The organism is Pantoea sp. JGM49 (assembly GCF_018257655.1).
Lineage (GTDB): Bacteria > Pseudomonadota > Gammaproteobacteria > Enterobacterales > Enterobacteriaceae > Pantoea > Pantoea communis.
The window spans coordinates 213,119-230,956 of record NZ_JAERJM010000002.1; the positions used below are offsets into that span (position 1 = coordinate 213,119).

18 protein-coding genes and 1 tRNA gene are annotated in these 17,838 nt (G+C 56.8%); 6 read left to right on the forward strand and 13 right to left on the reverse strand.

Annotated features, from left to right (window positions below):
• Window positions 1-67 precede the first annotated feature (67 nt).
• Window positions 68-2,566 carry a copper-exporting P-type ATPase CopA gene (gene copA, locus JK231_RS04155; protein WP_211728058.1) on the reverse strand — a complete coding sequence of 833 codons (2,499 nt, stop codon included), beginning with the start codon at window positions 2,564-2,566 and terminating at the stop codon, window positions 68-70.
• 110 nt (window positions 2,567-2,676) lie between these two features.
• Between copA and cueR the strand changes: the two genes are divergently transcribed.
• A complete protein-coding gene (gene cueR / locus JK231_RS04160; RefSeq protein ID WP_058960852.1) occupies window positions 2,677-3,093 on the forward strand; it encodes a Cu(I)-responsive transcriptional regulator in 417 nt (138 codons plus the stop codon).
• Here cueR and JK231_RS04165 read toward each other — a convergent pair.
• From JK231_RS04165 to tesA, 5 genes are all read right to left on the reverse strand, one after another.
• Complete coding sequence (locus JK231_RS04165) at window positions 3,069-3,527, reverse strand: NfeD family protein (protein WP_211728197.1); 459 nt, start codon at window positions 3,525-3,527, stop codon at window positions 3,069-3,071. The two genes, cueR and JK231_RS04165, sit on opposite strands and share 25 nt — an antisense overlap.
• A complete protein-coding gene (locus JK231_RS04170; protein ID WP_034828210.1) occupies window positions 3,527-4,441 on the reverse strand; it encodes an SPFH domain-containing protein in 915 nt (304 codons plus the stop codon). The genes JK231_RS04165 and JK231_RS04170 overlap by 1 nt, the downstream gene beginning before the upstream one ends.
• 63 nt (window positions 4,442-4,504) lie before the next feature.
• Complete coding sequence (locus JK231_RS04175) at window positions 4,505-5,359, reverse strand: co-chaperone YbbN (protein WP_211728059.1); 855 nt, start codon at window positions 5,357-5,359, stop codon at window positions 4,505-4,507.
• A 79-nt stretch (window positions 5,360-5,438) separates the two neighbouring features.
• On the reverse strand, window positions 5,439-6,212 hold the full coding sequence (locus JK231_RS04180) for an SDR family oxidoreductase (RefSeq protein WP_211728060.1): 774 nt from the start codon (window positions 6,210-6,212) through the stop codon (window positions 5,439-5,441).
• Window positions 6,213-6,243: 31 nt separating this feature from the next.
• Entirely contained in the window at window positions 6,244-6,870 is a 627-nt protein-coding gene (gene tesA, locus JK231_RS04185; protein ID WP_224934094.1) for a multifunctional acyl-CoA thioesterase I/protease I/lysophospholipase L1, read from the reverse strand.
• Here tesA and ybbA point away from each other — a divergent pair.
• Both ybbA and ybbP read left to right on the forward strand, forming a co-directional pair.
• Window positions 6,838-7,524, forward strand: coding sequence for a putative ABC transporter ATP-binding protein YbbA (gene ybbA / locus JK231_RS04190; RefSeq protein ID WP_160867904.1), 687 nt, complete (start codon window positions 6,838-6,840; stop codon window positions 7,522-7,524). The two genes, tesA and ybbA, sit on opposite strands and share 33 nt — an antisense overlap.
• Window positions 7,521-9,938, forward strand: coding sequence for a putative ABC transporter permease subunit YbbP (ybbP, locus tag JK231_RS04195; RefSeq protein WP_211728061.1), 2,418 nt, complete (start codon window positions 7,521-7,523; stop codon window positions 9,936-9,938). Before ybbA ends, ybbP begins: the two co-directional genes overlap by 4 nt.
• Before the next feature lie 44 nt (window positions 9,939-9,982).
• Here ybbP and purK read toward each other — a convergent pair whose 3' ends face one another.
• The 4 genes from purK to ppiB form a co-directional block, all read right to left on the reverse strand.
• On the reverse strand, window positions 9,983-11,047 hold the full coding sequence (gene purK, locus JK231_RS04200) for a 5-(carboxyamino)imidazole ribonucleotide synthase (RefSeq protein ID WP_211728062.1): 1,065 nt from the start codon (window positions 11,045-11,047) through the stop codon (window positions 9,983-9,985).
• Window positions 11,044-11,553 (reverse strand): 5-(carboxyamino)imidazole ribonucleotide mutase, encoded by a 510-nt coding sequence (gene purE / locus JK231_RS04205; protein WP_034828223.1) that lies wholly within the window; start codon window positions 11,551-11,553, stop codon window positions 11,044-11,046. Before purE ends, purK begins: the two co-directional genes overlap by 4 nt.
• Before the next feature lie 201 nt (window positions 11,554-11,754).
• Window positions 11,755-12,471 carry a UDP-2,3-diacylglucosamine diphosphatase gene (gene lpxH, locus JK231_RS04210; protein WP_211728063.1) on the reverse strand — a complete coding sequence of 239 codons (717 nt, stop codon included), beginning with the start codon at window positions 12,469-12,471 and terminating at the stop codon, window positions 11,755-11,757.
• Window positions 12,471-12,965, reverse strand: coding sequence for a peptidylprolyl isomerase B (gene ppiB, locus JK231_RS04215; protein ID WP_034828227.1), 495 nt, complete (start codon window positions 12,963-12,965; stop codon window positions 12,471-12,473). The genes lpxH and ppiB overlap by 1 nt, the downstream gene beginning before the upstream one ends.
• Before the next feature lie 218 nt (window positions 12,966-13,183).
• Here ppiB and cysS point away from each other — a divergent pair, with 218 nt between their 5' ends.
• On the forward strand, window positions 13,184-14,569 hold the full coding sequence (gene cysS, locus JK231_RS04220; protein WP_034828229.1) for a cysteine--tRNA ligase: 1,386 nt from the start codon (window positions 13,184-13,186) through the stop codon (window positions 14,567-14,569).
• Window positions 14,570-14,743: 174 nt separating this feature from the next.
• On the opposite strand, the gene ybcJ is transcribed toward cysS, so the two are convergent.
• Window positions 14,744-14,956 carry a ribosome-associated protein YbcJ gene (ybcJ, locus tag JK231_RS04225; RefSeq protein ID WP_058960844.1) on the reverse strand — a complete coding sequence of 71 codons (213 nt, stop codon included), beginning with the start codon at window positions 14,954-14,956 and terminating at the stop codon, window positions 14,744-14,746.
• Window positions 14,956-15,822 (reverse strand): bifunctional methylenetetrahydrofolate dehydrogenase/methenyltetrahydrofolate cyclohydrolase FolD, encoded by an 867-nt coding sequence (folD, locus tag JK231_RS04230; protein WP_211728064.1) that lies wholly within the window; start codon window positions 15,820-15,822, stop codon window positions 14,956-14,958. Before folD ends, ybcJ begins: the two co-directional genes overlap by 1 nt.
• A gap of 176 nt (window positions 15,823-15,998) precedes the next feature.
• Between folD and JK231_RS04235 the strand changes: the two genes are divergently transcribed.
• Window positions 15,999-16,502 (forward strand): DUF1198 family protein, encoded by a 504-nt coding sequence (locus tag JK231_RS04235; RefSeq protein WP_211728065.1) that lies wholly within the window; start codon window positions 15,999-16,001, stop codon window positions 16,500-16,502.
• Window positions 16,503-16,672: 170 nt separating this feature from the next.
• Window positions 16,673-16,749: transfer RNA gene (locus JK231_RS04240), tRNA-Arg, on the forward strand.
• A 102-nt stretch (window positions 16,750-16,851) separates the two neighbouring features.
• On the opposite strand, the gene JK231_RS04245 is transcribed toward JK231_RS04240, so the two are convergent.
• The gene (locus JK231_RS04245; protein WP_211728198.1) at window positions 16,852-17,688 is read right to left on the reverse strand and encodes a DUF4942 domain-containing protein; all 837 of its coding nucleotides are present in this window, start codon (window positions 17,686-17,688) and stop codon (window positions 16,852-16,854) included.
• Between the last annotated feature and the right edge of the window lie 150 nt (window positions 17,689-17,838).

Consider the following 17,838-nt stretch of genomic DNA (forward strand, 5'->3'; position numbering starts at 1 on the left):
TGTCCTTTTGAAGTCAAAAATCCATGCTAGCGATTTCAGTCACTGAAAAACAGGGCAGAGAGGGCGATTAACGTTTTGCCGGCTTAAAGCGCAACAAACGATTCGCGTTACTCACCACGGTAATTGATGACAGCGCCATCGCTGCACCTGCCACAATCGGGCTGAGCAGTAAGCCGGTGAACGGATAAAGCACACCCGCCGCAATCGGAATTCCCAGGCTGTTATAAATAAAAGCACCGAGCAAATTCTGACGCATGTTGCGCAGTGTTGCGCCTGCCATCGCCAGCGCATCGGCAACGCAGTGCAAATCGTTACGCATCAACGTCATGGCGGCGGTTTCGACGGCTACATCGCTGCCGCCACCCATGGCAATCCCCACATCGGCCTGCGCCAGCGCGGGTGCATCGTTGATGCCATCGCCGACCATCACCACTTTGCGCCCCTGCTGCTGCAACTGCGCAATCGCCTGCGCTTTGCCTTCGGGCAGCACGCCCGCGATCACTTCATCAATACCGGCTTCGGCAGCAATCACCTGCGCGGTTTTTTGGTGATCGCCGGTCAGCATGATTAACCGATAGCCCAACTGGTGCAGGCGCTGTAACGCCTCCGTGCTTTCCGGGCGCAGGCTGTCACGCAGGGCGATCAGGCCGAGCAACTGACGATGATCGGCCAGCAGCACTGGCGTAGTGCCTTGCGCGGCGAAACGGTCGATATCTTGTTGTGCGGCGCGGTAATCAATCTGTTGTTCATCCAGCAGTGCCTGATTGCCGAGCAGCAGCGTTCTGCCCGCCACTTTAGCGCTCACGCCTTTGCCGCGTATTGTACGAAATTGCTTAGTCGGCTCATCGCTGAGATCGGGTGCTGCCGCCAGAATCGCTTTCGCCAGCGGATGATTCGAGCCTTGTTCCAGTTGTGCCGCAGCAATCAGCACCTGCTGGCGATTCCAGTCGCCATAGACCAGCACATCGCTCACCTGCGGGGTGCCGCGTGTCAGCGTGCCGGTTTTATCCAACACGATGGTATCGACTTCGCTGGCACGCTGCAGCGCATCAGCATCGCGCACCAGCACGCCCAGTTCTGCCGCGCGACCGACGCCGGCAATCACCGACATTGGCGTCGCCAGTCCCAGTGCGCACGGGCAGGCGATAATCAGCACCGTGGTGACGATCACCAGCGTGTAGGCCAACTGCGGCTGCGGGCCGACCAGATACCACACCAGACCCGCCAGCAGGGCAATTGCCACCACCACCGGCACAAACACCGCTGAGATGCGATCGGCCAGGCGGCCAATGTCCGGTTTGCTGCTTTGTGCCTGGCGTACCAAATTGATGATCCGCGCCAGCGTGGTGTGGCTGCCGGTGGCGCGTGCCACGAAGCGCAGCGTGCCATCCTGCACCAGTGTCCCGGCATAGACTTTATCGCCCGGCTGTTTCGCCTGCGGCACCGCTTCACCGGTCAACATCGCTTCATCAAACCAGGCTTCACCGCTGTCGACTTCGCCGTCCACCGGCACGCGATCGCCCGTCACCAGTTTCAGCAGCATGCCGGGCTGCACTTCGCTCAGCGGCATTAACGTTTCGCCCTGTTCGCCGATGACACAGGCTTGCGCCGGGGTGAGATCCAGTAACCGTTCGAGGGCTTTGGAGGCCCGCTGGCGAGCCCGCTGCTCCAGCGCATGGCCGAGGTTAATCAAACCGACGATCATCACGCTGGCTTCAAAATAGAGATGTCGCGCCTGCATCGGGAAAAATTCTGGCCACAGCGCCACGCTCATCGAATAGAGCCAGGCGGCGCCAGTGCCTAAGGCCACCAGCGTATCCATGGTGGCGGTGCCGTGCTGTAGGCTGCGCCACGCACTGCGATAGAAATGGCCGCCGGCGATCACCATTACCAGCAAAGTGATCACGCCGAGCGAGCGCCATAACGTTTGGTTGGCGTCACTCAACATCATGTTGTCGCCGAGCATGCCCCAGATCATCATGGGCACGCCGAGCAGCAGCGCCAATGCCGCCTGCCAGCTAAAGCGGCGCATCGCCTGCTGTGCGCTGACCTGCTGGCGTTCACGGCGCGTCTGTTCATCGTCGATCACTTCAGCGGAATAGCCCGCCTGATCCACTGCGCCAATCAGCGCCTCGGCTTGCGCATCGCCTAACACCAGCGCACTGCGCTCTCCGAGGTTGACGCGGGCCTGACTGACACCAGGCACTTTCTGCAACGCCTGTTCCACGCGGCTCACACAGCTGGCGCAGCTCATGCCGCCGATCAGCAAATGGTGAACAGGAAGGTTTTCTTCTGCCGGTTGCGACACCGTTGTCAGCGCCTCCGGCGGCGGCTCTGTTGCTGTCAACGGCTCAGGCTTTGGGCTGTCTTTCACCGCCGCGTGATAGCCGGCCTGTTCAACGGTCGCAATCAGATCGCTAACGCTGGCCGCACCGGTAACGCGCGCTTCCTGCTGGGTAACTTCCGCTTGTTCTACATCGTCGCGTTGCTCCAGCGCTTCTTTCACCCGTTTGACGCAGTGGCCACAGGATAAACCGTCCAGCGCCAGTAATTGTGTGTGTGACATCTTAAACTCCTTAAACGAGAGGTTTGACTGTCTGCAAACTTTGCATTAGTTATAGAGCCTAAACCTTCCATTCAGGGGAAGGTCAAGCGGTCATGAGGTGAAGACAAAAGATGAACATCAGCGATGTGGCAAAAAAAACCGGGCTAACCAGCAAGGCGATCCGTTTTTATGAAGAGAAGGGCGTGGTGACGCCGCCGTTACGCAGTGACAATGGCTATCGCAGCTATGCCGCGCATCATATTGATGAGCTGAATCTGCTGCGTCAGGCGCGTCAGGTCGGGTTTACGCTGGATGAATGCCGCGAGCTGGTGACGCTGTTCAACGATCCCGCACGCCACAGCGCGGATGTCAAAGCGCGCACCTTGCAGAAAGCGGATGAAATCGCTGCGCACATCGAAGAATTGCATGCAATGCGCGCGCGACTGCTGGAACTTGCTGAAGCCTGCCCCGGCGATGACAGTGCCGAGTGCCCGATCATCAATCATCTGGCGGGCTGCTGCCATCAGGGCGAAGGGAAACGCGGTTGAATCTGCAGCGTGATACCGATCACACCGGTGACGATCACGGACGTTCCGGCGGGCAAATCTTCTGTCGCCTGCACTCGCCAACTGCTGTCGCCTATGCGCACATGGCCTAACCCATCCTTAAGGGTGTTATCAAGGGTCAGGTGCATCCCGATCAGCTGCGATCCACGTTGATTCAGGGTGTTGTGCTGCTGAGCAACCTCGCGGTAGCGCATCCAGCGATACCAGAAGTAGACACACAGCAACGTCAGCACCGCGAACAAAATGCCCTGATGCGTCCACGAGAACGGGAAAAGCCATTCAATGAGACCGACCAGCACCGCCGCTAATCCACTCCACAGCAGATAACCGCTGGTGCCGAGCATTTCAGCCGCCAGCAGCAGGCCGCCCAGCGTCAGCCAGAACCAGTGCGGATGGGCAATCAGTTCCATCAGGATCACGGTTTACGCTCCTGACGGCTCTCCTTCAGCAATTCGCCGATCCCGGCAATAGAACCCAGCAAACTGCTGGCATCCAGCGGCATCATCACGACTTTGCTGTTATGTGATTCACCGATCTTCTGCAACGCATCGGTATATTTCTGTGCCACAAAGTAGTTCACCGCCTGAATATCGCCTGCGGCAATCGCTTCCGATACGGCACGCGTGGCGTTTGCTTCGGCCTGCGCCTGACGTTCACGCGCTTCGGCCTGCAGGAAGGCGGAGGTACGTTCCCCTTCGGCTTTCAGAATCTGCGACTGCTTGTCACCTTCAGCACGCAGTATCGCCGCCTGGCGCACGCCTTCTGCGGTAAGGATGTCAGCACGCTTGGTACGTTCGGCTTTCATCTGCGCATTCATTGCCGCGATTAATTCCTGCGGTGGACGCACGTCACGAATTTCGATACGGGTGATCTTCACGCCCCACGGATTGGTGGCTTCATCGACGATATGCAGTAGGCGGGTATTGATATTATCGCGCTGCGACAGCATCTCATCCAATTCCATGCTACCCAGTACCGTACGGATGTTGGTCATGGTCAGATTGAGGATCGACAGCTCAAGATTGCTGACTTCATAGGCCGCGCGCGCAGGATCAACCACCTGAATAAAGCACACGGCATCAATGGTGACGTTGGCGTTATCTTTGGAGATGATTTCTTGCGAGGGGATATCGAGGACTTGTTCCATCATATTGATCTTGCGACCAATACGATCCATGAACGGGACAATTAAACTCAGGCCGGGGGGCAGGGTTTTGGTGTAACGGCCAAAACGTTCCACCGTCCACTGATAGCCTTGTGGCACAATTTTTACACCGGCCCATACCGTAACGAGTGCGAGCACGATAATGACGGGAATCACAGTCAACATATAACCTCCTGGTTGTCAGATTATCGGGCCGAGTCGTTCGGCCCGTTGCACGCGCGGTACCGATCAGTACAGCAGCGAGTACAGCTGGCGGCGATAGCGTGTGGCGAGAGCATCGCCCGTGCCGAGCGCGGCCAAAATCTCCTGGAACATCTTACGTACCTGACCTTCTCCGGCACTGAGATCGCTCTTCAGGAAGCTGAACAGCAGATCCAGCGCTTCTTCGTTACGGCCCACCTGGTGCAGCTGTAATGCAAGTTTAGCAGCCAGTTCCGCATTCGCGGGCTCGGCTGCCAGTTGTTCCTGCAGTTGCTGAATTTCAGGGGTATCCGCAGCTTGTTTCAGCAGATCGATTTGCGATACCAGGCTTTGATAACGGGTGTCCTGATCCTGCAATGGCACCACCGCCAGCACGGCTTCGGCTTCATCGCTGCGGTTCAAAGTCATCAACACTTCTGCCAACAGGAAACCAATTTCACTGTTCTGGTTGCTCAGCGCCCAGGCATCTTTCAGCAACGGCAGCGCATCCAGCGGTTTGCCTTCTTCCATCAGCTGCATCGCTTGATGGGTTTTGATCTCTTCTTCACGCGGCAGCACTTTTTGCAGCAGCGCGCGGATCGCCTCTTCCGGCTGCGGGCCCTGGAAGCCATCCACCGGCTGCCCGTTCTGGAACAGGTACACGGTTGGAATCGAGCGCAGACCAAACTGCGATGCCACCATCTGCTCTTTATCACAATCCAGTTTGGCCAAAATGAACTGACCCGCATACTCCTGTGCCAGACGCTCCAGCACCGGCGTCAGCTCCTGACAGTGTTGGCTGCGATCGGACCAGAAATAGAACAGCACCGGCATCTGCGTGGATTGTTCCAGCGTCTGGTGCAGATTGGATTCGTTGATGTCGATAATCAAAGCGTGTGACATGAATACGTCTCTTTGCAGAAAGTGTGTTGAGAATATGGGGGCAAGCTGCCCCGCTTCAAGTTCAAATCTAGCTTGTCGATCAGTTGCTGCGCAAGATGCGATCCAGCATCCAGCCCGGTAACAGGCGTTTCAGCAGGCTCATTACCCATGCGACCAGCGTCACCGGATAGCGCAGCCGCGGATGTTTGCTTTCCAGCGCGTGGCGCAGCTTGGGTAAAATGGCTTCCGGCGGCAGCGTAAAGCGTGCGGCAATGCCCGGATTACGCACCGGTTTATCCTGCTCGCCCTGATGCACATTATCGGTGAAGCGCGTGGCAATCGGGCCGGGCTCGATCAAACTCACACGCACGCCAGAAGCGCGGACTTCCATACGCAGCGCATCGCTCCAGGCTTCCAGCGCCCATTTGCTGGCGGCATAGGCACCGCGTCCGGGTGTGGAGATCAACCCCAGCACCGAGCTGGTATTGATAATACGCCCATTGCCGCTGGCTTGCAGGGCAGGCAGCAGGCGCATCGTCAGTTGATGGGTGCCAAACAGGTTGGTGGAGAATTGTTTTTCCAGCTGCGCGCGTGACACGCTACTCAACGGACCATACTGACCAAAGCCGCCGTTGTTGAACAGGCCATGCAGGCGATGCTCGCACAATTCCAGAATATGGTCGGCTGCGGCATCCACGCTGGCTTCATCATCAAGATCGAGCAGCACGCCAATAAAGCCCAGCGCCTCCATGCGCGCCACATCATCTGCGCGACGGCAGGCCGCAATCACGCGATAACCGCGAGACTGCAAATCGCTGGCGGCCGCTAAGCCGATGCCGCTGGAGCAGCCAGTGATTACAATTGTTTTTTGCATTTCTTTACCTGTTAAAAATCACACGCCTGCTTTAATTCTGCTTTACTAGCGGAGCCAGTTCGTTGGCCATCAGATTGGCGATAAATGGCTGCGCATCCGGATTGGGGTGAATACCGTCCTGCTGCATCCATTCCGGCTTCAGATAGACCTGCTCCATAAAGAAGGGCACCAGAGGAATGTTGTACTGCTGTGCCAGCTGCGGATAAATCGCGCTAAACGCTTCGGTATAACGACGTCCATAATTAGCGGGTAAACGAATTTGCATCAGCAGCGGCTGCGCTTTAGCCGCTTTGACTTCGTCGATCACTTTACTCAGATCCTGCGCGATATTGGCAGGCGGGAAGCCGCGCAGGCCATCGTTACCGCCCAATTCGATTAACACCCAACGGGGTTGATGCTGTTTTAATAGGCCAGGCAAACGCGCCAGCCCTTGTCCGGCGGTATCTCCGCTGATGCTGGCGTTAATAATCTGGGGCTGCTGTTGCCAGGTTTTATTGAGCAGGCTGGGCCATGCCGCAGTGGCGGACATGCGATACCCGGCGCTCAGGCTGTCGCCCAGTACCAGCAAGGTATCGGCGGCGGCGATGCGGGACACCAGCAGAAGCAATAACAACAGGAAGGGATAATGCCAGCGGAAAACATTGTTGCAGTTCATCATCTTACTAAGTCCGTCGGTCAGGGAGAGCATCAGCTGACCATCCTTACCGGAGTTGAGCTGGTTGTCAAACCAGCTGAGACCATTGCGCTGATTGGCGAATCGGGTTCCGGCAAATCCACATTACTGGGCATTCTGGCCGGGCTGGACGATGGCAGCAGCGGCGAGGTCAATCTGCTCGGCCAGCCGCTGCATCATATGAACGAAGAGCAACGTGCCGCGTTGCGCGCGCGGGAAGTCGGCTTTGTGTTCCAGTCCTTTATGCTGGTGCCAACACTCAATGCGCTGGAGAACGTGCAGCTGCCTGCCTTGCTGCGCGGTGACAGCGATCGCGATAGCCGCGCCCAGGCGGTGGATCTCTTAACGCAACTTGGCCTGAAAGATCGTCTGCATCACCTGCCCGCGCAGCTTTCGGGCGGGGAACAACAGCGTGTGGCGCTGGCACGCGCGTTTAGCGGCCGTCCCGGTTTGCTGTTCGCCGATGAACCGACCGGCAACCTGGACCGCAAAACCGGCGATCGCATCGCCGACTTACTTTTCTCTCTCAACCGCGATTTCGCCACCACGCTGATTCTGGTGACGCATGATGAGCAACTGGCGGCGCGCTGCGATCGTCGGCTGCGCCTGCGCGACGGCAAGCTGTGGGAGGAGACATGATTTGGCGCTGGTTCTGGCGTGAATGGCGCTCGCCGTCACTGCTGATTGTCTGGCTGGCTTTGACGCTGGCGGTGGCGTGCGTGCTGGCGCTGGGCTCGATCAGCGATCGCATGGAGAAAGGGCTGAGCCAGCAGAGCCGTGATTTTATGGCGGGCGATCGTACCCTGCGCAGCAGCGCGCCCGCGCCGGAAGCCTGGCTGAACAAAGCGCGCGATGAAGGGCTCTCTGTCAGTCGTCAGCTCAGCTTTATGACCATGACCTTCGCCGATCAGACGCCGCAGCTGGCGGACGTGAAAGCGGTGGATGATGCCTATCCGATGTTCGGCACCTTGCAGACCGATCCGCCGGGATTAAAACCGCAGGCGGGCACGGTGCTGGCCGCGCCACGCTTGCTTGCGCTGCTGAATCTGAAAGTTGGCGACAATGTTGATGTCGGTGACACCACGCTGCGCATTGCCGGTGAAGTGATTCAGGAGCCGGATGGCGGCTTTAATCCGTTCCAGACGGCGCCGCGCCTGCTGATGAACCTCGCGGATGTCGATAAAACCGGTGCCATCCAACCCGGCAGTCGACTCAGCTGGCGCTACAAGTTCTCCGGCGATCCGGCTCCGCTGGCGCGTTATGACAGCTGGATCCAGCCGCAGTTAAAAGCCGGTGAGCGCTGGATCAGCGTCGAGAACTCCGAAGATGCGCTGGGTCGCTCGATGCAACGCGCCCAGCAATTTCTCCTGTTATCGGCACTGCTGACGCTGATGCTGGCGATTGCCGCCGTGGCGGTGGCGATGAGCCATTACTGCCGCAGCCGCTACGATCTGGTGGCAGTGCTGAAAACGCTGGGCGCGACGCGCAAAGCCTTGCAACGGTTGATCATCGGCCAGTGGCTGGCGGTGTTGCTGCTGGCGGCGATAGCGGGCAGCGTGCTGGGGCAGGGGATTGAGGTCATCCTGCTGGCGATGCTCAAACCAGTGCTGCCTGCCGCCTTGCCTGCCGCCAGCTTCTGGCCGTGGCTGTGGGCGATTGGCGCGATGTTTGTGATTTCGCTGCTGGTGGGATTGCGCCCCTATCGGCTGCTGATGGCGACGCAGCCGCTGCGTGTGCTCCGGCGTGATGCGGTGGCGAACGTCTGGCCGCTGCGGTTTTATCTGCCTGCGATGGCGCTGGTGGTGGTTGGCCTGCTGGCTTTATTGATGGGCGGCAGCAAAATGCTGTGGGCGCTGTTGGCGGGCGTGGTGATGCTGGCGCTGCTGCTGTCACTGCTCGGCTGGGGCACGCTGTTGCTGCTGCGTAAGCTGGTGGTGCGCAATCTGGCGATGCGTCTGGCAATCAACCGTCTGCTGCGACAGCCGGTGATGACGCTGAGTCAGCTGGCGGCATTTTCGCTCTCCTTTATGCTGCTGGCGTTACTGTTGGTGATGCGCGGCGATCTGCTGGATCGCTGGCAGCAGCAGTTACCGCCGGATGCGCCGAACTACTTCCTGCTTAACATGACGCAGGAACAGGTGCCGCAGGTGCGCGACTTCCTCAATCAGCATCATGTTAAACCTGAATCCTACTATCCGATTGTGCGTGCGCGTCTGACGGAGCTGAACGGCAAAGAAGCCGATCCGAAGATGGATAACGCGCTGAACCGCGAGCTGAATCTGACGTGGCAAGCAGAGCGTCCGGATCACAATCCGCTGTTGGCCGGAAGCTGGCCACCGAAAGCGGGTGAAGTGTCGATGGAAGTGGAGCTGGCGGATCGCCTTGGGCTGAAGCTTGGCGATACGCTGACCTTCAGCGGTGATACCCAACAGTTCAGCGCCAAAGTCACCAGCCTGCGCAAAGTGGATTGGGAAAGCCTGCGGCCGAACTTCTTCTTTATCTTCCCGCCGGGTGCACTGGACCAACAGCCGCAAACCTGGCTCACCAGCTTCCGCATGGACAGCAATCCGGCGCTGCTGGCGCAGCTCAATCGCGCCTTCCCGACGCTGAGCTTGCTGGACGTCGGCAGCATGCTGAAGCAGATCGGTCTGGTGCTGGCGCAGGTCAGTCAGGCGCTGGAGATCATGGTGGTATTGGTGACGGTGTGCGGTGTGCTGCTGCTGCTGGCGCAGATTCAGGTCGGTATGCGACAGCGCAGGCAAGAGCTGGTGGTGTATCGCACGCTGGGCGCGAGTAAACGCCTGTTGCGCGGCACGCTGTGGTGCGAGTTTGCCTTGCTCGGCGTGGTGTCGGGTATTGCAGCGGCACTGGGTGCAGAAGCGGCGCTGTGGGGATTACAGCGCAAGATCTTCGATTTCCCCTGGGAGCCGGACTGGACGCTGTGGATGGCATTACCGATTAGTGGCGCGCTGCTGTTGTCAGTGTGCGGTGGCTGGCTGGGCGTGCGACTGCTGAAAGGGAAGGCGCTGTTCAGGCGGTTTGAAGCGGCTTAATCTAGTGCACAAAAATCAAAGGCCGCTTGCGCGGCCTTTTTCATTTACAGCTTCTCAACCGCCCAGGCAATTCCGCTGGCGTACTCTTTCGGTAGCAGCGGCACCAGCGCGTTCAGCGCCGCCGCGAGGCGTGCCTGATCGCTATCGGTGAGATTTAAGTGCCCAACCTTACGGCCCGGACGCACTTCTTTGTCATACCAGTGCAGATGCACCAGCGGCTGTTGCAGCCAGTCGACATTCACGTCGGTGCCAATCAGATTCACCATCACCGACGGCGCAAACACCACCGGCTTCGGCAGCGCCAAACCCAGCACCGCACGCAGATGCAGCTCAAACTGGCTGATCGACGCGCCGTTCTGCGTCCAGTGACCGCTGTTGTGCACGCGCGGCGCCAGTTCGTTGATCAGCAGGCCTTCTGGCGTGATGAAACACTCCATCGCCATCACACCCACGTACTTCAGCTCATGCATGATCGCGCTAAGCATCGCTTCCGCCTGCTGCTGTTGCGCAGCATCGGCCTGCGGAAACGCCACGCTGGTGCGCAGAATGCCGTCCTGATGCAGGTTATGCGTCAGTGGATAGAACACCGTGGTGCCATCCTGACCGCGCGCACCGACCAGCGACACTTCACCGCTGAAGTTGATGCCTTGCTCAACGATGCACTCGCCGTAGCACTCATCCGGCAGCGAATCGGTTTCATTGGCGCGCAGACGCCACTGACCACGACCGTCATAACCGCCGGTGCGACGTTTCACAATCGCCAGTTCGCCCAGCGAGCTGAATACCTGCGGCCACTCGCTTTTATCCGCCAGAAACTGCCAGGGCGCCGTCGCCAGGTTCAGCTGATCGAGCAGCTGTTTCTGCGTCAGGCGATCGGCCAGACGCGGGAAGATATCGCGGTTCACAAATGCCGGATGCAACGCCAGCTCGCGCGTTAACGCAGTTTCCGGCCAGCGCTCGATCTCTGCGGTGATCACGCTTTCGGCTATCGGCAGGGCAGAAGGTTCAGCATCCAGACCTACCGGATACACCGCGATGCCCAGCGGTTCACCCGCCTGGCGCAGCATACGGCCTAACTGACCGTTGCCGAGTACGCAAACCGGTTTCATGCATCCACCCGCGGATCTGGGTTGTTCAGCACTTCGTCAGTCTGGGTTTGACGCCAGGTGGCGAGACGCGCCGCCAGGTCTTTGTCATGCACCGCCAGAATCTGTGCCGCCAGCAGCGCAGCGTTAGCCGCACCGGCTTTACCGATCGCCAATGTGCCGACAGGAATGCCGCGCGGCATCTGCACGATGGAGTAGAGGCTATCCACACCGCTCAGCGCGGCGCTTTGTACCGGCACGCCCAGCACCGGCACCAGTGTTTTGGCAGCAATCATGCCCGGCAGATGCGCAGCACCGCCCGCTCCGGCAATAATCACATGGAAACCGTTATCTGCGGCGGTTTCGGCAAAGCTGAACAGTTTGTCTGGCGTACGGTGAGCAGAGACCACTTCAACGTGGAACGGAACATCCAGGCTGTTAAGAATTTCCTCGGCGAACTGCATGGTAGCCCAGTCACTTTTAGAACCCATGACGATGGCGATACGAGCCGGGGTGGCGTTGGATGACATGCGGTCAACTCCTGTGAATAGTCAAACGAACCTGGCCGGGCGGGCAGGTAAAGAAGGGCACAGAGAATAGCATGAGAAGAGAGCAAGGAAAACGGTTGCGTAGCCGGAAAACGGGCAATGATGCGTCAGGATGGGCAGATGATGAATCTTCATCCCGCTGAGTGTCGAGCACGGGTGCGCCCGACTATTTAGGATGCGATTTTAAAACGGGAATTCGACCAGCTGCACGCCATCGGCATCGACCTGAATCATTGAGCCATTTTCGTGCCAGGCACCGAGCACCACGCGCTGGGCGCTTTCACCTTGCACCAACAGCTCATGCACCGCCGGACGGTGGGTATGCCCGTGAATCAGAATCCGCACCTGCTGGCGCGTCATCGTATCGATCACGGCTTGCTGATTGACATCCATGATGCTCATCGACTTGTGCTGATTGGCTTGCTTGCTGTCGGCGCGCATACGTGCGGCAATGCGCATGCGGATGCGCAACGGCAGGGCGAGGAACAAGCATTGTAGCCAGCGCTGATGCACTTTGGCGCGGAAGCGTAAGTAGCCTTCATCGTCAGTACACAAGGTATCGCCGTGCATAATCAGCACGCGATGGCCGTACAGGCTGAGCACTTGCTCTTCCGGCAGCAACGTCATCCCGCTGGCGCGTGCAAAACGCTTACCGAGCAGGAAGTCTCGATTGCCATGGATGAAGAATGTGGGGATCGGCAGGGCTTTCAGTGCCGCGGCGATTTCGCGGTGAAGCGGATTGGGATCGTCATCGCCAATCCAGGCTTCAAAAAGATCGCCGAGGATGTAAAGCGCATCGCAATCGCGCGCTTCACCCTGCAAAAAATGCAGAAAACCGGCAGTCATTGCCGGTTCTTCTGTGCACAGATGCAAATCTGCGATAAACAGCGTGCGCGACATTACTCGCTAACAGTCACTTTCTGGATGACAACGTCGTCAACCGGAACGTCCTGGTGCATGCCGCTGCGGCCCGTTTTCACCGCTTTGATTTTCTCAACCACGTCCATGCCTTCAACCACTTCAGCGAACACGCAGTAACCCCAGCCCTGCAGGCTTTCGTCACGGAAGTTCAGGAAGTCGTTGTCTGCTACGTTGATGAAGAACTGTGCAGTCGCTGAGTGTGGCGCCTGAGTACGGGCCATTGCCAGCGTACCTTTGGTGTTCTTCAGGCCGTTGTTGGCTTCGTTACGAATGTCTTCTTTGGTGTCTTTCTGCTTCATGCCAGGCTCAAAACCGCCGCCCTGGATCATGAAACCGTTGATAACACGGTGGAAGATGGTGTTGTCGTAGAAACCTTCACGGCAGTAGTCCAGGAAGTTTTTCACGGTAGCCGGCGCTTTGTCATCGAAGGTTTTGATTACGATGTCGCCATGGTTCGTCTGGAAAGTGACCATTATATTCGTCCTGTTACGGGTGTCGTCAGTATCAACTGCCGCGCCTGCTAAGCGGCGGGGCATTTTTGTAGACGCCTCTTATATCACAAATTCCGATGGCTCGTCAGTAAGGCAGCCACAGAAGGTAAGCGAGCGATGCACAACTGAGAAAAATACGGCACAATACCCAGCTACGCTGGAAAGGCGTATCCCGCAAACGTTAATAACGGAATCGTTCAATGCTGAAGATCTATAACACCCTGAGCCGTCAGAAAGAGGAATTCAAACCGATCCACGCTGGTCAGATCGGCATGTACGTCTGTGGAATTACGGTTTATGACCTTTGTCATATCGGTCATGGGCGTACCTTCGTTGCATTTGATGTGGTGTCACGTTATCTGCGCTATGTGGGCTATCAGCTCAAATATGTGCGTAACATTACCGATATTGAAGACAAGATCATCAAACGTGCCAACGAAAACGGTGAGAGCATCGAAACGCTGACCAACCGTATGATCGCTGAAATGCACAAAGATTTTGACGCACTGGGCATCCTGCCGCCGGATCTGGAACCGCGTGCCACGCGCCATATCCCTGAAATCATCGAACTGGTTGAGCGTTTAATCGAACGCAAACACGCTTATGTGGCCGATAACGGCGACGTGATGTTCGATGTGCTGAGCGACAAAGGTTACGGCGTGCTGTCGCGTCAGGATCTGACTCAGCTGCAGGCGGGCGCGCGCGTTGAAATCACCGAGATCAAACGCAACCCGATGGACTTCGTGTTGTGGAAAATGTCCAAACCTAACGAGCCCGCGTGGAATTCGCCGTGGGGCAACGGTCGTCCGGGCTGGCACATTGAGTGTTCCGCGATGAACTGCAAACAGCTCGGCACCCACTTCGATATCCATGGCGGTGGATCGGATCTGATGTTCCCGCACCATGAAAACGAAGTGGCGCAGTCAACCTGTGCGCACGACGGCGATTACGTCAACTACTGGATGCACTCCGGCATGGTGATGGTCGACCGCGAGAAGATGTCGAAATCACTGGGCAACTTCTTCACCGTGCGCGATGTACTGGCGCATTACGATGCGGAAACCGTGCGTTACTTCCTGATGTCGGGCCACTATCGCAGCCAGCTTAATTACGGCGAAGATAACCTCAATCAGGCACGTGCGGCGCTGGAGCGTCTCTATACCGCGCTGCGTCACACCGATGCCAGCGCTACGCCAGCAGGCGGCGAAGAGTTTGAAGCGCGCTTCCGCACCGCAATGGATGACGACTTCAACACGCCGGAAGCCTATTCGGTGTTCTTCGACATGGCGCGTGAAGTTAATCGCCTGAAAACTGAAGACAAAGCCGCCTCTGATGCACTGGCCGCGAAACTGCGTCAGCTGGCGAACGTGCTCGGCATCCTGCAACAGGATCCAGAGCAGTTCCTGCAGAGCAGTGCGCAGGTGAATGATGACGAAGTGGCAGAGATCGAGCATTGGGTCAAAGCGCGTTCTGATGCGCGTGCCGCAAAAGATTGGGCACAGGCGGATGTGGCGCGTGACAAGCTGAATGAGCTGGGCGTGATTGTCGAAGATGGTCCGCAGGGTTCGAGCTGGCGTCGTAAGTAATATTGTCGGGTGCGCGGTTATCGGCACCCGAATAGGCAGATTGAAGGGTGCGCTGTCATCAGCACTCGAATTCTCAAGTCGCAGAGTTCACGTTGATGCGTACCTGAATTTACCAGCCACAGAATAGCAAAAGGGGCGAACCGCAGTTCGCCCCTTTATTATTTGCCTGAATGCTTAAGCTACAACGGTAATTTCATAACCGGCGAACTCAACTTTCTGGCCTGCCACAATCTTGCAGCGCTTACGCGTTTCGATTGCGCCATCCACGCGCACTTCGCCATCCGCGATAGCCACTTTTGCCTGCGCACCGCTCTGCACCCAACCTTCAAGTTTCAGCAGGTCACACAAATCAACGTGGGCATGTTCGCCCAAAGAAAAACTGGCCATTATGCCTCCTCCACGTCGTGATACTCTTCGCACGCGACTAATGTATTTTGAATCAGGGTCGCAACGGTCATGGGACCAACGCCGCCGGGAACCGGGGTGATATAAGACGCACGCTCAGACGCGCTCGCAAAATCCACATCGCCCACCACTTTACCGCTCTCCAGACGATTGATGCCAACATCAATCACCACCGCGCCTGGCTTGATCCAGTCACCCGGAATAAAGCCCGGTTTACCGACCGCCACCACCAGCAGATCGGCATGCTCAACGTGATGACGCAGGTCTTTGGTGAAACGGTGCGTGACGGTGGTAGTGCAGCCCGCCAGCAGCAGCTCCATGCTCATCGGACGACCGACGATATTGGATGCGCCAACCACCACAGCGTTCAGGCCGTAGGTATCGATATTATAGCGCTCCAGCAGCGTGATGATGCCGCGTGGCGTACAAGGACGCAGCTTCGGCGCACGCTGGCACAGACGACCGATGTTGTAAGGATGGAAGCCATCGACATCTTTGTCCGGCACGATACGTTCCAGCACTTTGACATTATCGATGCCGGCTGGCAGCGGCAGCTGAACCAGAATACCGTCGATTTCGCTGTCATTGTTCAGCGTATCAATCAGTTCCAGCAGTTCGGCTTCGCTGGTGGTCGCAGGCAGATCGTAGGAGCGGGAGATAAAGCCCACTTCATCACAGGCGCGACGTTTGCTGGCGACATAGATCTGCGACGCGGGGTTCTCACCCACCAGCACCACTGCCAAACCTGGTGCACGTTTACCAGCTGCCAGACGCTGCTGTACTTTTTCGGCAACCTCAAGGCGCACCTGCTGCGCAATCGTTTTACCGTCAATAATTTTTGCTGCCATCAGAGAGGAAATCCATCTGTAGAGAGTTAAATCGGGGATTGGCGCCTATTCTGTCAGAAGCGCGTGCGGCTGTCAGGTAGAGATTCATTTCGCCTGTGCGTTTCACGACTTTCCGCAGTGACGTGAGGCCGCCTTAACGCGTATTATGTCCCTCAGGAAATTATGTGGATGCCGTGATGATTTGGTTAATACTCGCCACGCTGGCGGTGGTGTTTGTTGTAGGGTTTCAACTACTGACGGCCGGTTCGCGCCATGCTGCGCAAGGGCTGAGTAAAAGGCTGCAACTGCCGCCGGTGCACATCGAATCGATGCTGTCGCTGATGGGTAAGGATGCGGCAAAAGAGTTCACCGATTACATCGCGGGCGATAATGAAACCCATCTGGCTAACGGCGCCGCGGTGATGCTGATCTGGCAGGTGTTGATTGTCGATGGCAGCGACGAGAACGCGGTGCGCTGGCACGGGATTCTGACTAAAGCTGGATTTTCGGGACTGATATCGCGGCAGCAGCTGTTGCTGGCGCTGGGATTTCTGCGTCAGCTGGAGCCGGAGAGTGCTGAACTGCATGCGCTGCGAGAGCAGTATAATGCGCGGTTTACGCAGCAGGGGATTGAGCTGGAAGGGGAGTCTGGCGAGGTGAGTAATCTGGTTTCGATGAGCGAGTGGCGTAAGCGGCATTGATGGCTGGGTGGATTGTTGGGCATGGGTATTGAGGGAGGATGGCGCGCGACGTGGGGCGTACTGCTCGGTCTTTGGGACGAATTGTTCAATGATTCAACACTCTGGCGCCGCAGGGCGGCAAAAACGTTGACGCGAGAGCGTGCAAACGTATAATCCGACGCAACCACTATGCGCCCTTAGCTCAGCTGGATAGAGCACCGGCCTTCTAAGCCGTAGGTCACAGGTTCGAATCCTGTAGGGCGTGCCAAATTAAATCAATAAATTACATTTGTTCCCTTCTCGTATTTATAAAAATCAAACGTCTCTGTAACGGCTGGTATAAGTTAAGTTTGATCAACTTAAATCCATCCTAACGCGCTGCTGCAAGCATCCCCGGATAGTGCTTAGCAATGATGTCGTTCATCCTATCTACTAGCTCAGGCCTCTTAAACGTCAGGTGTGCAGTACCTTTCTTAAAGTAGCGAATTGTGAAGTAGGCATCATCGTAAACATCCTTGTCGGGATTATCGCGGATATGCTCCATCAGACGCATCGAAATATCGCCATGTGTATCGGATATCGTTTTGCTATCAAGCGAAAACAACATCCGTTCCAAATCTGCAAATTGGTCTAGACGAAATCTACTCGTTAGGCTGTAGCCCCAGCGGTTGTGTGTTACCAAGCTTTTCATAATGATTTTCTTACCAAAAAAGCACGGGCAGTTGGTTTTATAATCCCATGACAGCCCCTTGAATACATTGATAATCCCACGCTCAATCATATCGGTTGTGCTCTTATGCAACTGTTCAAAAGTGCTGAGAATATTCTCCTCACAGATAGCAGGAAAATCGCCATCTTCTAGATTCTGATACCATTGAGAACGAGCCTGCGCGTCCATCAGAGCTAGCATGCCGAATTTCAGCATCAGGTCTTGCCACACGCTGCGGTCGATATTTCGGGTGATCACTGGCATCGCTATCTCAATATTTTCCATCAGCCAGCAATCATACTGAGGTCCTGACTTCATTGCCCATTCAGCGGCACAGCCGCCACCGATCCCTGCAGTTAATTGAGAAATGGTATTAAGTTTCTGAATCAATTGCTTAATTTGTATCAGAGCTTCATCGCGTCCGTTTATGATGAACTTGATGTTGGTTGAGTTAACCAACTCGTTATGCTCAGTAATCACTTCTGGCTCAATGCGCATTGCAAAACCCCATAAAAAATCCCTGCCGGTAATGGCAGGGACATTATGCGATTTCAGAAAATGAACAGAATTTAAGAAAGATAAATCTGGAAAGCAGTACGCAATATTTAACCAAAGTTGAGGCATTTCCGTTTGGATTGACTCGAAAAG

What these genes read in the sequence shown, in the direction of transcription:
- copA (WP_211728058.1), bottom strand. Translation starts at nt 2,566, where the DNA reads ATGTCACACACACAATTACTGGCGCTGGACGGTTTATCCTGTGGCCAC.
- cueR (WP_058960852.1), top strand. Translation starts at nt 2,677, where the DNA reads ATGAACATCAGCGATGTGGCAAAAAAAACCGGGCTAACCAGCAAGGCG.
- JK231_RS04170 (WP_034828210.1), bottom strand. Translation starts at nt 4,441, where the DNA reads ATGTTGACTGTGATTCCCGTCATTATCGTGCTCGCACTCGTTACGGTA.
- JK231_RS04175 (WP_211728059.1), bottom strand. Translation starts at nt 5,359, where the DNA reads ATGTCACACGCTTTGATTATCGACATCAACGAATCCAATCTGCACCAG.
- JK231_RS04180 (WP_211728060.1), bottom strand. Translation starts at nt 6,212, where the DNA reads ATGCAAAAAACAATTGTAATCACTGGCTGCTCCAGCGGCATCGGCTTA.
- ybbA (WP_160867904.1), top strand. Translation starts at nt 6,838, where the DNA reads ATGCCAGCGGAAAACATTGTTGCAGTTCATCATCTTACTAAGTCCGTC.
- tesA (WP_224934094.1), bottom strand. Translation starts at nt 6,870, where the DNA reads ATGATGAACTGCAACAATGTTTTCCGCTGGCATTATCCCTTCCTGTTG.
- ybbP (WP_211728061.1), top strand. Translation starts at nt 7,521, where the DNA reads ATGATTTGGCGCTGGTTCTGGCGTGAATGGCGCTCGCCGTCACTGCTG.
- purK (WP_211728062.1), bottom strand. Translation starts at nt 11,047, where the DNA reads ATGAAACCGGTTTGCGTACTCGGCAACGGTCAGTTAGGCCGTATGCTG.
- purE (WP_034828223.1), bottom strand. Translation starts at nt 11,553, where the DNA reads ATGTCATCCAACGCCACCCCGGCTCGTATCGCCATCGTCATGGGTTCT.
- lpxH (WP_211728063.1), bottom strand. Translation starts at nt 12,471, where the DNA reads ATGTCGCGCACGCTGTTTATCGCAGATTTGCATCTGTGCACAGAAGAA.
- ppiB (WP_034828227.1), bottom strand. Translation starts at nt 12,965, where the DNA reads ATGGTCACTTTCCAGACGAACCATGGCGACATCGTAATCAAAACCTTC.
- cysS (WP_034828229.1), top strand. Translation starts at nt 13,184, where the DNA reads ATGCTGAAGATCTATAACACCCTGAGCCGTCAGAAAGAGGAATTCAAA.
- ybcJ (WP_058960844.1), bottom strand. Translation starts at nt 14,956, where the DNA reads ATGGCCAGTTTTTCTTTGGGCGAACATGCCCACGTTGATTTGTGTGAC.
- folD (WP_211728064.1), bottom strand. Translation starts at nt 15,822, where the DNA reads ATGGCAGCAAAAATTATTGACGGTAAAACGATTGCGCAGCAGGTGCGC.
- JK231_RS04235 (WP_211728065.1), top strand. Translation starts at nt 15,999, where the DNA reads ATGATTTGGTTAATACTCGCCACGCTGGCGGTGGTGTTTGTTGTAGGG.
- JK231_RS04245 (WP_211728198.1), bottom strand. Translation starts at nt 17,688, where the DNA reads ATGCGCATTGAGCCAGAAGTGATTACTGAGCATAACGAGTTGGTTAAC.